Source organism: Bacillus sp. V3B (genome assembly GCF_024494465.1).
GTDB lineage: Bacteria > Bacillota > Bacilli > Bacillales > Cytobacillaceae > Bacillus_BD.
The window spans coordinates 1-14,888 of the sequence record NZ_JAETXM010000036.1 but is presented as its reverse complement, the minus strand read 5'-3'; the positions used below and the strand labels follow the sequence as shown (position 1 = coordinate 14,888).

General features: G+C 33.8%; 14 protein-coding genes. 9 read left to right on the top strand and 5 right to left on the bottom strand.

Going from position 1 to position 14,888, the window contains the following annotated elements; all coding sequences use genetic code 11:
- Positions 1 to 88: 88 nt before the first annotated feature.
- The 3 genes from sigI (at position 89) to cyoE (ending at position 3,412) form a co-directional block, all read left to right on the top strand.
- Positions 89 to 844, top strand: a complete 756-nt coding sequence (gene sigI / locus JMM81_RS21125) for an RNA polymerase sigma factor SigI (RefSeq protein WP_256243530.1) — start codon at positions 89 to 91, stop codon at positions 842 to 844.
- Entirely contained in the window at positions 841 to 1,944 is a 1,104-nt protein-coding gene (locus tag JMM81_RS21120; protein ID WP_256243529.1) for an anti-sigma factor domain-containing protein, read from the top strand. The genes sigI and JMM81_RS21120 overlap by 4 nt, the downstream gene beginning before the upstream one ends.
- Before the next feature lie 535 nt (positions 1,945 to 2,479).
- Positions 2,480 to 3,412 carry a heme o synthase gene (gene cyoE, locus JMM81_RS21115; RefSeq protein ID WP_256243528.1) on the top strand — a complete coding sequence of 311 codons (933 nt, stop codon included), beginning with the start codon at positions 2,480 to 2,482 and terminating at the stop codon, positions 3,410 to 3,412.
- Between the two features lie 255 nt (positions 3,413 to 3,667).
- Here cyoE and JMM81_RS21110 read toward each other — a convergent pair whose 3' ends face one another.
- Positions 3,668 to 4,186: a hemerythrin domain-containing protein gene (locus tag JMM81_RS21110; protein WP_256243526.1), complete on the bottom strand. Its 519-nt coding sequence runs from the start codon at positions 4,184 to 4,186 to the stop codon at positions 3,668 to 3,670.
- A 239-nt stretch (positions 4,187 to 4,425) separates the two neighbouring features.
- Between JMM81_RS21110 and JMM81_RS21105 the strand changes: the two genes are divergently transcribed.
- The 4 genes from JMM81_RS21105 (at position 4,426) to JMM81_RS21090 (ending at position 8,704) form a co-directional block, all read left to right on the top strand.
- Entirely contained in the window at positions 4,426 to 4,995 is a 570-nt protein-coding gene (locus tag JMM81_RS21105; RefSeq protein ID WP_256243525.1) for a tyrosine-type recombinase/integrase, read from the top strand.
- 949 nt (positions 4,996 to 5,944) lie between these two features.
- Positions 5,945 to 6,304 carry a P-II family nitrogen regulator gene (locus JMM81_RS21100; protein WP_256243524.1) on the top strand — a complete coding sequence of 120 codons (360 nt, stop codon included), beginning with the start codon at positions 5,945 to 5,947 and terminating at the stop codon, positions 6,302 to 6,304.
- Positions 6,305 to 6,309: 5 nt separating this feature from the next.
- Positions 6,310 to 7,620 carry an ammonium transporter gene (locus JMM81_RS21095; RefSeq protein WP_256243523.1) on the top strand — a complete coding sequence of 437 codons (1,311 nt, stop codon included), beginning with the start codon at positions 6,310 to 6,312 and terminating at the stop codon, positions 7,618 to 7,620.
- A 346-nt stretch (positions 7,621 to 7,966) separates the two neighbouring features.
- On the top strand, positions 7,967 to 8,704 hold the full coding sequence (locus tag JMM81_RS21090; protein WP_256243522.1) for an endonuclease/exonuclease/phosphatase family protein: 738 nt from the start codon (positions 7,967 to 7,969) through the stop codon (positions 8,702 to 8,704).
- Positions 8,705 to 8,743: 39 nt separating this feature from the next.
- Here JMM81_RS21090 and JMM81_RS21085 read toward each other — a convergent pair whose 3' ends face one another.
- From JMM81_RS21085 to JMM81_RS21075, 3 genes are all read right to left on the bottom strand, one after another.
- Positions 8,744 to 9,376: a DUF2238 domain-containing protein gene (locus JMM81_RS21085; RefSeq protein WP_256243521.1), complete on the bottom strand. Its 633-nt coding sequence runs from the start codon at positions 9,374 to 9,376 to the stop codon at positions 8,744 to 8,746.
- Between the two features lie 127 nt (positions 9,377 to 9,503).
- Positions 9,504 to 10,991 carry an alkaline phosphatase family protein gene (locus JMM81_RS21080; RefSeq protein ID WP_375162430.1) on the bottom strand — a complete coding sequence of 496 codons (1,488 nt, stop codon included), beginning with the start codon at positions 10,989 to 10,991 and terminating at the stop codon, positions 9,504 to 9,506.
- A 518-nt stretch (positions 10,992 to 11,509) separates the two neighbouring features.
- Positions 11,510 to 12,061, bottom strand: a complete 552-nt coding sequence (locus JMM81_RS21075) for a YkoP family protein (protein WP_256243520.1) — start codon at positions 12,059 to 12,061, stop codon at positions 11,510 to 11,512.
- Between the two features lie 186 nt (positions 12,062 to 12,247).
- Here JMM81_RS21075 and JMM81_RS21070 point away from each other — a divergent pair, with 186 nt between their 5' ends.
- Complete coding sequence (locus JMM81_RS21070; protein WP_256243519.1) at positions 12,248 to 12,652, top strand: hypothetical protein; 405 nt, start codon at positions 12,248 to 12,250, stop codon at positions 12,650 to 12,652.
- Positions 12,653 to 12,930: 278 nt separating this feature from the next.
- Positions 12,931 to 13,557: a DedA family protein gene (locus JMM81_RS21065; protein ID WP_256243518.1), complete on the top strand. Its 627-nt coding sequence runs from the start codon at positions 12,931 to 12,933 to the stop codon at positions 13,555 to 13,557.
- A gap of 1,052 nt (positions 13,558 to 14,609) precedes the next feature.
- Here JMM81_RS21065 and JMM81_RS21055 read toward each other — a convergent pair.
- Positions 14,610 to 14,888, bottom strand: a 279-nt coding sequence (locus JMM81_RS21055; protein ID WP_256243515.1) for an aldehyde dehydrogenase family protein, incomplete at its 5' end; no start/stop codon positions are given.

Below are 14,888 nucleotides of genomic sequence, written 5' to 3'. Positions count from 1 at the left end.
CATATAATGGGTCTTTTTCCTGATATAAATAGCCAATCTATCTAAAATGAAAATTCAGCTCGTATGATATAATGTTGTCTGATTAGAGGTGAGGCTAGTGCTAAGTTTATTATTCCTAGCGAAAAAACAAAAAAAGTCGCTGGAAGAAAAGATTGACCTAATACAACAGGGAGATTTGACATTACAGAATGAACTGATTGATTCATACAGACCATTTATTGCAAAAACAGTTTCTTCTGTTTGCAAAAGATATATATATGAATCTGATGATGAATTTAGCATCGGTCTTATTGCTTTTAATGAAGCTATTCAGAAATATAGTTCAGATAAAGGAAAGTCTTTGATTAGCTTTTCAGAGGTTCTCATTAAACGTAGAGTAATTGACTATATTCGCAGTCAACCTAAATATAAAAGCCTAAGCTTTGACATTGGCCATCCTAATGACCAAATCAATCGTGAAAGCACGTCTATTGATGCGATGCTTTCAATTGAAAATTATAAGAAGAAAACGGATGAGGAATTAAGAAGAGAAGAAATCCTTCAATTTACTAGGGTGATTCAACAATTTGACCTTTCACTAAAAGATTTACTTGAGCATTCTCCTAAACATGAAGATGCCAGGAAAAATGCGATGGTTGTAGCAAAAATTCTAGCTGAAAATGAGCAACTAAAAAATATTTTGCTAAATAAAAGAAGGCTTCCTATCAAACAACTTGAAAACTATGTATCAATTAGTAGAAAGACGATAGAGAGAAATCGAAAGTATATAATTTCCATATCCCTTATTCTAATTGGTGATTATGTTTACTTAAAGGATTATATCAAAGGGGTGTTGGAAACGTGAAAAAGGGAATCGTTATGGAAATAAATGAACGTTTTTTAACCATTTTAACCCCAGAAGGTGAATTTTTGCGATCTCAAAAGCTTAATAGCTATTATGAAATTGGTCAAGAGATCGATTTTTTTCCAGTTGAACAAGAGGAAAGGGAAAAGTCGTTTTTTATCTCGACTTTAACGACTTTTAAAGGAAAGATCGCTTTGACTACAGCATTAGCATTTGTCCTAATGTTCATATCAATTATCCCATTTTACCAAAATAATCAAGTGTATGCTTATCTGTCGATTGATATAAATCCTAGTCTTGAATTAGGGATAAATAAGAATTATGAAGTGGTTGAATTAATTCCTTACAATGAGGACGGTAAGAAAATTGTTAATCAACTTGATGGTTGGAAAAAAAAGGATGTGAGTGATGTTACAAGTGAGATCATCCATGAAATGAAAGATCAAGGATATATGGAAAGTAATGATGAGGTAGTTATTGCTACTGTTTATGCACAAGAAACAATCGAGGAAAATGATACACGCTGGAATGAAGAAATGGATGGAGTACAAGCTGTTATTCATAGTGAAAATCTTGACCTTACAGTTGTGGAAGGAACTAGAGAAGACCGAGAGAAAGCAAAGGAAGAGGGCTTAACAACGGGTTTATATAAGGAGAATACGCTAGAGAAGAACAATAGAGATTCTGAAAAGGTAGAAAACCCGGTAACAGTTCCGCAAAAACAGAAAGAGCTGCCAACAAAAGAGAATCCATCAAATCAGGAAGAGAAGTTAACAAAAACAAATGAGGCAAAACAAAATGAAAAAATGGAAGCTAAAGAAGGTCAAGGTCCCCGTATTCCTCCGGGTCAGTTGAAAAAGGAAGAAAAGGCTGATAAAAATGTGGGGAAAGTAGAAGAGGTAAAGAAAGAGAAAGCTAATTCTGCTAAACAAGACGAGAAAAATAAACGTAAAGAAAATAATGGTATGAATAATAAAGAACAGAAAACAAATAAGAATAATAGTGGAGAAAATAACAATAATAACAGTCATCAAGAAAAGCAGCAGAATTCAGCTAATAAGAAATTGAAAACAGAAGACAAGGGAAAATCGAATAATTAATAGAACTTGTTAAATCATTTTGGGGAAAAGCTCTTTGGATATCAAAATCCAAAGAGCTTTTTCCATTAATAAATGAACATTTTAAATAAAGGCTTTGTTAAATGATAATATTTCTGCTCTATAAGCCTTTGATATAAGCTATTCATGGAATAAGACGCATGCTGTGCATACACAAAAGGTGATTTTTCAACAATCATTATTAATACAATGTACATAAAATATAACCTTAAACTTCGAGAAGTTAGTGATTAAATGGTTGAGACGTTTTATAATTGAGAAGATTAACCGTCTTGTGGAATATTTCCAAAATACGTAGATAGAAATTTCTATGATAAATGAGGTATAATATATTATTATAACGTTGTTAAAGTTGCAAATAGACTAGAGTCAATTGATTTACAAAAGATAATCAAAAATTGAGAGATTCCAAAATAGGGAGATACAAAGTATCAACGAGACGGTTTTGTTGAAGGTTTAACATAGAAACTTCTATATATATTAAATTAATTAAGAGAAGTTAAGAGGAGAATCGTAAATGAGTAAAAATGCGACAGTTTCTTTGGAGAGGGAAGAGAAAGTTTATAATTTAAATGAACGCAATATATGGACGATCATATCCGATCTTACATCACTTTTAAAGGGATTTGTGTTGGTTGCAAATGTTTTACCTGTGTTAACCGGGTTTTGGTTAGCTTTGCAGTTCGCCAATGCTTCCATCTTTGAATACTGGGATGTATTTTTATTAACGATGATGGGAAGTACATTGGTAATGGCTGGGGCACTAACTCTAAATAATTGGTACGAGGTTGATCTTGATCGAGTCATGGAAAGAACAAAGGATCGTCCAACGGTTACGGGTCACTTCTCATTGAATGCCGTTTTGATGATGGGAATTGTCTTTACTATTCTTGGTTTTACCTTGTTACTCTTTACAACAGTTGAAGCAACCATCTATGCATTTATTGGTTGGTTTACCTATGTGATCTTGTATACGATGTGGTCAAAACGAAAATACACCCTCAATACTATGATCGGAGCTGTTTCAGGTGCGGTTACGCCTTTGATTGGCTGGACGGTTATTGCACCCGGATTTCATATCGTTCCTATTACGTTGGCTCTTATTGTGTTAATCTGGCAAATGCCGCATACGTTCGCTATCGCAATGAGAAGATATAACGAATATAAAAGGGCTGGCGTTGCCATGCTTCCAGTTGTATACGGATTTGAAATAACAAAGCGGCAAATTGTAGTCTATATTGCTTGTCTACTTCCATTACCATTTTTTCTAGGATCCCTTGGTACAGGTTTTATCTTAATTGCTACATTGCTTAATATTGGTTGGTTAGTTATCGGAATACAGGGGTTGTTTACGAAAAATGATGTAAAATGGGCAAATCGAATTTTTCTTTATTCCGTAAATTATTTAACAATCCTGTTTGTTATGATGATCCTTGTTACATGGGGATAAGAGGATTTGGATACGATCAATAACGCTGGATAAGATTGGACAATAATTTTGAAAAAAGACCGACCTCAGACGATATTGTTTGAGGTTTTTACGTGGTTCCTCGACAGATAGAACAAGGTTATTTTAAAATAACCTTTGTTAGATGCTTATTTTTGTTGAAAAAAGAAGTGTGATTGAAAAAAGAGTCAATCCACTGCTTTCAAATAGCAGCGACTGACTCTTTTTTAGAATAAAGCGAGCTTAATCCTATTGTAGCTATGATATTTTTTGTGTTAATGTTTCCTTTTCTTCTTGTGATAACATACGCTCAGCCATAGGATATAAAACTTGTTCTTCTTTTGCGAAATGGTCTAATAGTGTGTAATAAGCATTTTTGATAAGGGTAGAATTGTTAACCATTTCATCAGGTGTTAGTTGTGAAGGACTCTTTGTATTTTGCATAAATTTACTGATAAATCCCTTTGCCTGTTCATGTTCATATTCCATAACTGCAATGGGCCCGCTCTCTTTTCCAATGTACACTTCCATCATTCGAAATAAATAATCTTCTTCTCGTCCGGAATGATATTCAAGCTTTGTTGAGAAATCGATTACTTCCTCAATTAATTGTTTAAAAGAAGCTTCTTTTTCTTCCTCCATTTCAACTTTCTTACATAAAGACGACAGATTTTCTAATAGTTCACGTAGGGGCGGGTGCTCATTCACTAATTTGAGTAAGCCTTCTGAAAGTTCTACTGGTTCATTACCGATTAAGCCACTGGGACAACCTTGCATATGAATCTCTCCTTTCGATATTAGTTATTATTAGTATATAAGGATCATTTCATTTTCGTTGTGATTCACATCACCTATCCGGATTTTTGAATACGCCCACCATTTCATTTTCTAATGAAAGTTTGAAGAAGGAATATATAATTTTATTTACTTATTACTATTTTGTCTTTAAAATAAAAAACATATAAAATCGTACATTCAAAATAAAATTTTTAAAAGAGTAGAAAGGTGAGTTAAAAGTGAATCAAATAAAAAATGTTCAACCGATACGAGATAAACAACAGTTAGAGGATATGAAGTGGGCGTTAAAAAGACATTGTTCAGAGCGTGATTACATCCTTTTTGTTTTAGGTTGTGAAACAGGGTTAAGAGTGGGAGACCTTCTTAGACTAAAAACAAAGCAGGTCGTAGCATTAAAGTCTAGAAAAGATAAAATATTGAAAGTGAAAGAAGGTAAAACGCAAAAAATAAGAGAGATATATATTGGCAATTGCTTTAATGAAATATTTCATTATGCTTCACAATTGGATCATGAATGGTTATTCCCTTCACGCAAAGGTGATAAGGCTATCACCCCAACACAAGTATATAGACAATTGAACAAGGCAGGAGACTTTGCAGGAGTTGAACACATAGGCAATCATACACTAAGAAAGACGTTCGGTTATTGGTTTTATAAAGCGACAAGAGACGTTGCTATGCTACAAGGGATATTAAATCATAGTCACCCCGTAATAACTTTACGATATATAGGTATTACAGAAGAAGAAAAAAACAATATATTAAAGACATTTAGTGTTTTTAATTAAAGTTTTATTTTACATATTATGGTATATGTGGTTTCCCGCCGTTTCTTTTACAATGTCAAGTTTATTCCACGCTTCGAGATATCCTGCTGAAGAAATTACTATATTTCTAATGTACCACAATTACAAAGAGGTATATTCATAATATTCAAACTCCCAATTCTTAAGATTGTGGAGTAGAGAACAAAGAAAGTCACTTTAGAAGAATGTTTTTACCATAAATGATAAATAATATATAAAAAGGAGGGGGAAGAATGGTTCCTAACTTGATCCGAATAGGACTACTAATCATTTCATGGACTTCTATGATCTTCTTACCTAAAAGTACATTTCGTAAATATTTGCCTGTTTCCATTTTTTGTTCCTTACTTGTTATATGCGGATGCTTTTTATCCTATAGGTATAGGTGATGGAGGGTTAAAGGAGGAATTGCAGAACTCATTTTTATGGATTTAAGTTTTACTTATGGTCCATTTTTTGCAGGTACAATGTGGATTTTCCATTTAACGTTTGGCAAATTTAAACGTTACATTCTTTTGAATGCAATCTTGAATTTAAGTCTCTCGTTTCCACTTACTGAATTTTTTGAAAAGTTTAATGTCTATAAATTAATTAATTTTAAGCGTATACATCTTTTTTTATTTTATTTTGGATTTGCTTTTATCATTTATGGATACCAACTACTGATAGAGCGTTCCAAAAAAATATTTGATTGGTCTACTGTTAAATTATAAAGAATATTAAAAGAAAGGAGCTTGAAAATCAAGCTCCTTGTTTGATAACGAATTTATTTAAACAGAAGATTTTTTATTTGGAAAATCAATGTAATGACGATGATTCAGTTATATTAACAGCACTTACCATTTACTTTTTATACCATTGACCTATTTTCAATCATGTTATATTATATACTATATAATGTAAGGAAATATAACGTAAGTTGGTGATTTAAATGAAAAAAATTGAAATAATTATAAGACCTGAAAAGCTCACAGAGACGATTAAAGGTTTGAAAAATATAGGAATTACAGGCTTTACCGTATCCCAGGTAGTCGGTAGAGGGAAACAGAAAGATACTCAGGGTGTATATCGAGGAAAGAATTATAAAGTGACTCTTCACCCAAAAGTAAAATTAGAGATTATTCTTTCGGATTATATGGTGGAACTTACGGTTAAGACGATTGTTAATTCTGCTCAAACTGGAGAAGATGGGGACGGTAAAATTTACGTTTATCCTATTCTAGAAGCCTATAACATTAGAACAGGTAAAGCAGATTTAGATATAGATGATGTAGTAAATCGAGAAGGGTGAATTTTATGGAACTTGTATATTTAAATACAGTATGGGTTGTCATCGCTGCGGCGATGGTATTATTCATGGAGGGTGGATTTAGTTTACTGGAAGCTGGTTTTGTTCGAACTAAAAATGCTGTCAATGTAACCATGAAGATTTTTGTGGATTTAACGGTAGGGGCTTTAGCTTTTTGGCTCATTGGTTTTGGAGTCATGTTTGGAAAAGATGCCTTTGGATTGATTGGTACGACTTTATTTGGTAGTCCAGAAAATATTGCTCTATCAATCGAGTTGCCTAGTGCAGCTTATGTACTGTTTCAAATGGGATTTGCTGTAGCTTGTATTTCCATTGTTTCAGGTGCGGTAGCCGAACGGATGAATTTTAAAGCTTATATATTAACAGCAGCACTTATTTGTATCATCATTTATCCTCTTTCAGGTCATTGGATTTGGAACAGTGAAGGTTGGTTAGCGAAATTAGGAATGAAGGATTTTGCGGGCTCAGCTGCTATTCATGCGGTAGGTGGATTTGTTGCTTTTGCAATGGCAAAACTGTTGGGGCCGAGAAAAGGAAGATTTAATTCGGATGGAAGTGTTAATGTATTTGCACCTAGTAATATTCCTTTAGCTTCAGCTGGTGCGTTTATTTTATGGTTTGGTTGGTTTGCTTTTAATGCAGGAAGTACATTGGATGCTTCTGATGTAGCCCTTTCATCGATTGCTCTTAATACGATGCTTGCGGGAGCAAGTGGCGGTACTGCTGCTCTGTTTATAACGATGAAAAAATTTGGAAAAGCAGACCCCAGTATGACGATTAATGGAGTATTATCTGGTCTAGTGGCGGTGACAGCTGGATGCGCCTTTGTTTCTCAATGGAGTGCAATTATTATTGGAGTGATCAGTGGTGTAATTGTAATTTATGCAACATTATTAGTGGATCATTTAAAAGTGGATGATCCAGTGGGAGCTGTGGCAGTTCATGGCTTCAATGGAGTATTTGGAACCATTGCGGTTGGATTGTTTGATAAGTCCCAAGGTCTTTTAACGACGGGTGATTTTTCTCTTTTGAAAATACAACTATTAGGTGCAGTGGTTGTTGTTGTTTGGGGACTTATTGGTGGTGTATTTATAGCAAAGGTATGTGAAAAGACAGTCGGCCTTCGAACAAGTGAACGTGAGGAAGAAGAAGGTTTGGATATGTCCTACCACGGGATCCCAGCTTATAATGAATTAGAACGATTTACAGATTTACCTACAAGTTTGTATAATTTTGAAGAAACAACTGGGATTTCGGTTGCTCCTACTAATAAAGAAAGAGCTGAGGAAGTAGTTTAGTTTTTTAAGAGAAAGTTTAAGAGTCTATATTTTATTGTGAATAAATCAAAGTGTAAGACGTATTATCGCTTGACACGTCTTACACTTTTTATTTTATATAGTGGATAAATGATCATTAATTAAGTGGGGGGTAGTTCAATGTTATGACTTTCTGGACAATAAAGCAGAAAGAATGTTTCAAAGTAGAGTATTTTGCTCAGTCATTTAGTACCCCTCTTAAAATCGATTATCTACCTTAGTATTAGAAAATATCACTTTGTTTATTTCATATAATATTTCCCATGTAATTCTTTTTCATAATTTGTAAATAATTTTACGGAATATGAATTTTGAGGAGAGTGTATTTTTGAAAATTAAGGTAATGACTTTTAACATTCATCATGGGAAAGGAATTGATAAACAATCTGATCTATACAGAATTGCTGAAGTTATTGATAAATGTAATCCTGATATTATCGGTCTCAACGAGGTTGATCAACATTTTTCAAGGCGTAGTCTTTATGAGGATCAAACGAGCTGGATTGCAAATCAATTAAAGATGGATCATGCTTTCAGCCCTTCCATCTCGATCAAATCGAAACATTTAATAGAAAAACGGCAATATGGAAATGCTCTTTTATCTCGATATCCTATTATTACAAAGAAAATCCATTTATTTAAAAATAGATCAGGAATAAACGAAGGAAGGTCTTTGATCGAAGCAACTATTCAAATAAACAAACAGCTATATATAGTCATGGTCACTCATTTAAGCCTTAATCTCTTTCTTCATAAGAAGCAAACAGATTTTATCGTAAATCAGTCTCAAAAATATTCCCATCCGACCATCATCATGGGAGATTGTAACATGAGACCTGGATCAAAAGGATGGAGAAAATTAACCGATGCGTTTCAAGATGTTTGGAATATTGGAGGAAATGGTACTGGATACACTCATCCTTCACTTCGTCCAAGAAGAAGGTTAGATTATATATTTGTTAGTCGTAATCTTAAAGTAGTTGAAGCAGACGTTGTAACAAAAATATCAAAAGCATCTGATCATTTGCCATTAACAGCAACGCTGCAATACGATTCTAAAAGGTAGTCAAATCAACATTAAAAACCCTATATTCCAACTCTAGCCTTATTTGTTTCTAAACTCTTTTTTTCCTAACAGTCTTGAGTGGAGTTTTGAAAAAATAAGCAGTGCAAATATAGAGCCAACTAGTGTTAACAACATATCCCACTGTGTATCCCAAATATCACCTTGTGTCCCTAAAAAGTCTTTAGACGCTTTTCCGCCTTTTGTGATTTTAGAAACTAACCATTCTATAATTTCATATGAGGCTCCAATAGCAAGTACGATACTCAGTGTCACAGTAATAAGCCACTTTCCTTTTGTTAGCGGCGATTTCCGTATTAATATTTCTCTTATCACAATCGCAGACATGCCTTTTAGAAAATGACCAAACCGATCATAGTGGTTCCGATTTAGATCAAAATAATCTTTTATCCAATTAAAAAGAGGAACCTTTGAGTAAGTATAGTGGCCGCCAATGAACATAGTAATTGATAGAATCGTAATAATGATATAGGAAAGTGTGGTGAGTCGAAATTTATTGTATGTAGCTATTATAATGACCAAAATCACTACAGCAGGAATCACTTCCATAGCCCATGTCAAATAGCCTCTTGGACGAATAACTGACCATATAAAAACGAAAGTTACAAGTGCTAGCAATAATAAATGAATTGTTTTACTTTTATCTTTTACCACTTTTTCTATCACTCCTGTTCGGACGATTATGAAGAATCACAAAAACCAGAGACCCTATTGGCTTTTTAATCAGTGCTCTATTTTCTCGTCAATCGCTTTCTTCTATTCCTGCTTTATCCCATCATTTTTAACTAATTAAAGATAATATCCATTCTTTTAAATTGATGATTCGTAAATAGGATGGTGTTGTACTAGTACCATTAACAATCATAGGAACTGACGAATCTTGCCTATGTAATCCCCCGTGACTGGCTCCTCCTACATGAGTAGGAGAACCTTCACCAATAAATTCATAGCCAGGTTTTGCACTAACAATGATAAAATTCCCTTCATGTGAATGTAAGCTGCTATGGATTCGTGCTAATGCGTCTGGATAGTTCCTGTAACTAATTTTTTTGTCATGAACAGTAATATCTAATAGTTCTAAATCACCTTCAATAAACCATGATTGATTATATGTATCCAAAAATTCTCCGCCTACAGAAAAACGAAGTTCACCTTTCTTTTCACCGGATCTTACCTTAATCAAATCTCCTTCTTTCCATGCAATCACATCTATTCGCTTATCATGCTGTACCTTTTCTGCAAGGTTAGTTATAGATAACATAGCCGTATCTAATGTATATATATAGGCCATACGTTCATTAACGGCAAGTACAATTTGATCTTTTGGCTGAACTCCTTTTCTAAGTTTCATGATGTGATAATTTGTAAATATTCCCCTTAAATCAATTAGTGCTTCTTTACGATTAGAATCAATCCATGCTTGTCCATTATCACCTATCGTAATCCATATATTATTCTGTAAAGCTTCTTCCCATGATTCAAACGTATTAAAAATCTTTTGTAATTGTTTATCAACTTTTTCAACTCCCTTAATATCCATACATCCATGTTTATGAACACTTTGATCAAGATCTGGAAAGTATACAATTGTAAAGGGAGGAAGATGATCGCTGTTTATCAAATGGGTTAATTCTTGAACAGCAAAAGAATTGTTAAATCCAAACTTTTGCCAAGATCTTTGATATCGTAATGAGGGGTTTATTTTTTTAAACTTTCCGTAAGTAAAAATTTGAGCCCCTCTAGTTGAACGATTTTCTCGGATGGGAGTAAACCATGTTAAAAGTTTCGGTAATTTATATTGGTGAGGTGTATTCCCTCGATACACAAGTGCGTTTATAGAAGCAGAATGCTTACCCTTTTTCTCTAACTTCTCATGTATAGTTTCGACTTCCTTACTTATATGAACGTCGTTTAACTGAAATAAGATGTCTTCAAGGGATTGACTAAGACCAAGCTTCCATAATTCCCGAATATGACTCCCATAATTGATTAGACGATTTTCCTTTTTATTGAACCAAACTAGTCCAGGTAACTGATGTAGATGACAATAGGTGCCGGTAAGAAGGGTTGTATCCACATTAACAGACATTGTAGGAAAAGGACTAACCATATCTGAAAAATACATACCATTTTCTATTAAAAACTTGAAAGCTGGTGCTCGGTTTTGATTGATGGCCTCTTGAAGAGGAGAATCCATTAATGTATCAATAACAAGCATGATAATCGATTTGGATTTTTGATTGCTTAGTGACACTTCCAAACACTCCATTTCCATTTATGATATCGTAGTATTCAAGCGGCTCTTCCGAATATATCCTTAAAATAGATTTTTATATATTTCCCGAGCTTTTATTTATTGATGCATAAATAAATTGTTTTTAAAGGAAGGTAGAGTTAATCTCTGAACTGTTGGGTAAATGCGGAATTTTATTAGGACAAAAACTAAAATCTGACCTCATTATAAGATAGCATCAAGTTGGAATTATATTTGAGGAAGGATGAGAAAATTCATGTATTATTATTCACCTGTCATTAACCCACTCCATATATCCTACGGGAATTTTAAAAATGAAACTTTGAGAGCAGTAATCCCTTTTGTTAACTATGGTTTACAAGAAGCAACTAACAAGAATCAATTTACAAACAAATAATTCTCTTTTTAATAAAGAGGCTTTCTCATAAGGGATTAGATGTTCTGCTTTTGAGAAAGCCTTTTTCCATTACATTCAAAGTCAGTACAATTTTTAATAAAAAGTCAATCCTTAAAAGACATGATGTTGCGTTCAATCAATGTCTGTACATATTTGATAATTTATCCGTAGACATTAATAAATAACTTGGCTTATGATGTTTAAGTACATGCAAAAAAGAATTTTGACTGGATATCATCTCAATGGGTGAGAAAGCGATCTGTTTAAACCATTTATAAATAGGATGAGAAATGTCAAAAATCTCAAAACCAAGCCGTTCACAGCCTTTATTTAATGTTGTAATCCCAATAATCCCTTTAATTTCACTAGAATGAGAATGATTTTGAATATAAAGGTCAATTCCAGGTAAAGACCTTTTAACGTAGTTATAAATCATTTTTGCTTTTTTGATCTCACTGTTCATGCTTTTAAATTCTTTTAATAATCTAACATTGTGAAGATGAATTTTAACTAACGCATCGTTTTTTTTGATCTGTGTTCCATCTGAAAGGACAATATTCCTGCCTTTATATTTTGTCAGTCTTACACGAAAAATATTATCTTCTTTAGTGGGAAGGTATGTAAGACGTGTACAATGATAATACAAAGGATCTATTAAACCCCAAATGGAGATAAGATAATCTCTCATATTTCTTGCTCTCCTTTTTCTTTACCATTTTTCTATTTTATTTTTTATCGAAAAATAAAATTTTACTTATGGTAAATTAGGGTTTCTCAGGTATATAAGATCAGTGAGGATTTTTCTCTGCAAGATATTGCAAGTAGATTGCAAACAGATGAGCGTATAGCATGGATTGCATGGAAGGAAAACGACATGATTCAAGTGAAATCAGGAGATCAAGAAGGGACTTTTCAATTCAAACCCGAAGGAGATTTTAAAGATGTTTATAATCAAGCTTGGTCTATAAAAGGAAATAGCTCAATTCTTGATCTGACTATAAAAAATAATAATCAAATTGAGTATGGGGATTATCCTGATGGATTAGCAAGATTGTATGGTGCATTATATTCTCAAAAAGGAAATTTTCTAATAGTGGATGCCAAACCTGGTTACGAATTTATTGGAGAAAGTTCTCCTGAACATACGGGTGGAGGAGCCCATGGTTCAATGCATAAAAATGATTCTCTTACACCTATTATTGTAACAGGAACCAATAAAAGCATAGATCATTTGCGTATTGTTGATTTGAAAGAATGGATATTGGATCTCTTAGAATAAGGTTTAAAAATGAAGTTTTACTTCCAAGTTTAAAATTTAAATAAATGATTTGAAAAAGCAACCCGTTTACATTCGAACAGGTTGCTTTTTTTATCATGATGGCTATGGTGTCAGGCACTACAAAGGGACATTTGTCTATCTGTGATGTATGCCACCATTTTTTGTATAGAGTCTAATAGTTAACAAACAATAATGTTATAGGACTTAATATAAACATGGATAATCTGTCTATTCTCTATCAAACAAATGAATAAAGCAGGCAGGAATGAGGAGAGTTTATGGAAATCGTTGAATGTTTGTTTGCTCAATATGGATATTTAGTGTTGTTGATCGGTCTGCCTATGGAATTAATTGCTCTTCCGATACCTCCTGGAAACTCGACACTTGCATACACCGGATATTTATCCTACAAAAATGTTCTCGATCTTCTACCAGCTCTAGCTGCGGCATATTTTGGATCGGTGCTAGGAATAACGACTACGTATTGGATCGGGAACAAGTTGGGTATGCCACTAATTGAAAAATACGGTAAATGGCTGTTTTTAAAGCCAAAATATTTGAAGAAAACAAGAATAACTTATGAGAAATATGGGAACAAAATGCTTCTATTTGGTTTCTTCTTGCCTGGTATCAGACAGTTCAACAGCTACTTTGCGGGCATCATTCAAATTCCATATCGGACCTTTGCTTTATATGCCTATACAGGGTCAGCCTTATGGGTATCCATATTTATCGGTATCGGTTATGTGTTCGGTAATCAATGGCAGCTTGTTTTTACTGGGATAGAGCATTTTTTGAAGTTCATCTTAATTGTATTCTGTTGTGCGATAGCTATTTTTCTCTTTTTGAAATGGCGTAGTCGGTTGAGAAAATGGCCGGACATTCACGAAGGGGAATCGGAGTAAACTACTACCATCCAGACTCGAACTATATACTTTTTACTAGAGTATCTTCAACAATCAGGCGCGATTGTGGTGCGAAATGTTTCTAGTTTAAATGGAGGATGGTCACATGACTCCGGTAAAGGCTAGACAGGAAGGATTATATTGAAGAATCAAATGATGGGGTAACGCCTTGAAGGGTTCTCTCTTAGCTAAAATTATAACTAAAATCATTTCATTAAAACGTTAACTTCAAACTAAGGGTTGTGAAATCTTGCGCATAAGCGAGTATTCATGAGAAAATCGTATTAAACTGAGGGAGTCGAGTAGCGCTGAATTTAGTAAGAGTGATCGTGTTATAAGCTCGGTGAAAAGGCGTGAGAAATTACCGTACCAGTTCAGCTGACGAAAGCCTACTCGAGGGAGTGGTGTAATTCATGATGTTTGAGTTGAATGAAGATGGTGAGGATGCGAATCGACCTAAAAGAAATGGTTAAGCTGAAGAACTTCTGAATGTACAGGTCTAAACTGGCAATACATAGAAATGTGTATATCACCAAATGTGAGGTTAGCAGTGGATGAGTAAGATTGGCAATTATGAAAGTCCATGATATGTTACAGGCATATGAACGACTAACAGTTTATATAACAAATTAAACCTCTACCTAACAATTAGAGGTTTAGAGTTAGCAATGGAAAAGACAAAAGTAACTCACATCGAAAATGGGTTTGATTTCTTAGGTTTTAATATAAGAAAATACAAAACTCACAATGGGAGCAAAGTTCTGATCAAACCCTCTAAGGATAGAATCAAAGTTACTAAAAAGAAGATAACTGATAAAACAAGGCAATTCTATGGAAAAAAACGTGCAAGTGCTTGTCAGTACGCTCCATCTTATTATTATAGGAACAGCAAATTATTGGAGTCCAAGTGTCGCTAAAGAGGTCTTTTCCGAAATGGATTCTTTTTAATCGAACTTTTGAAAACTATATTAGTGAAAAAAAGTCACAAAAGGTTAGTCTCCCAATTTGTTTAAGAGTAACCTTTTGTGACTTTCATATTTTAGACTTACATTTTATAATTTAATACAAACATTAGATAACTCTGAATAGAATTCAAAGCTGTGCATTCCGCCTTCACGGCCAATACCACTTGCTTTCATTCCGCCAAATGGTGTACGAAGGTCACGAAGGAACCATGTATTTACCCAAATAATTCCAGCTTCTACTTCTTTGGCAATACGATGTCCACGGCGCATATCGTTTGTCCAAATGGATGCGCTCAATCCATATTCCGTATCATTCACTTGATCAAGTACGTCTTCTTCTGTGTCAAACGGAATAACCGTCACAAC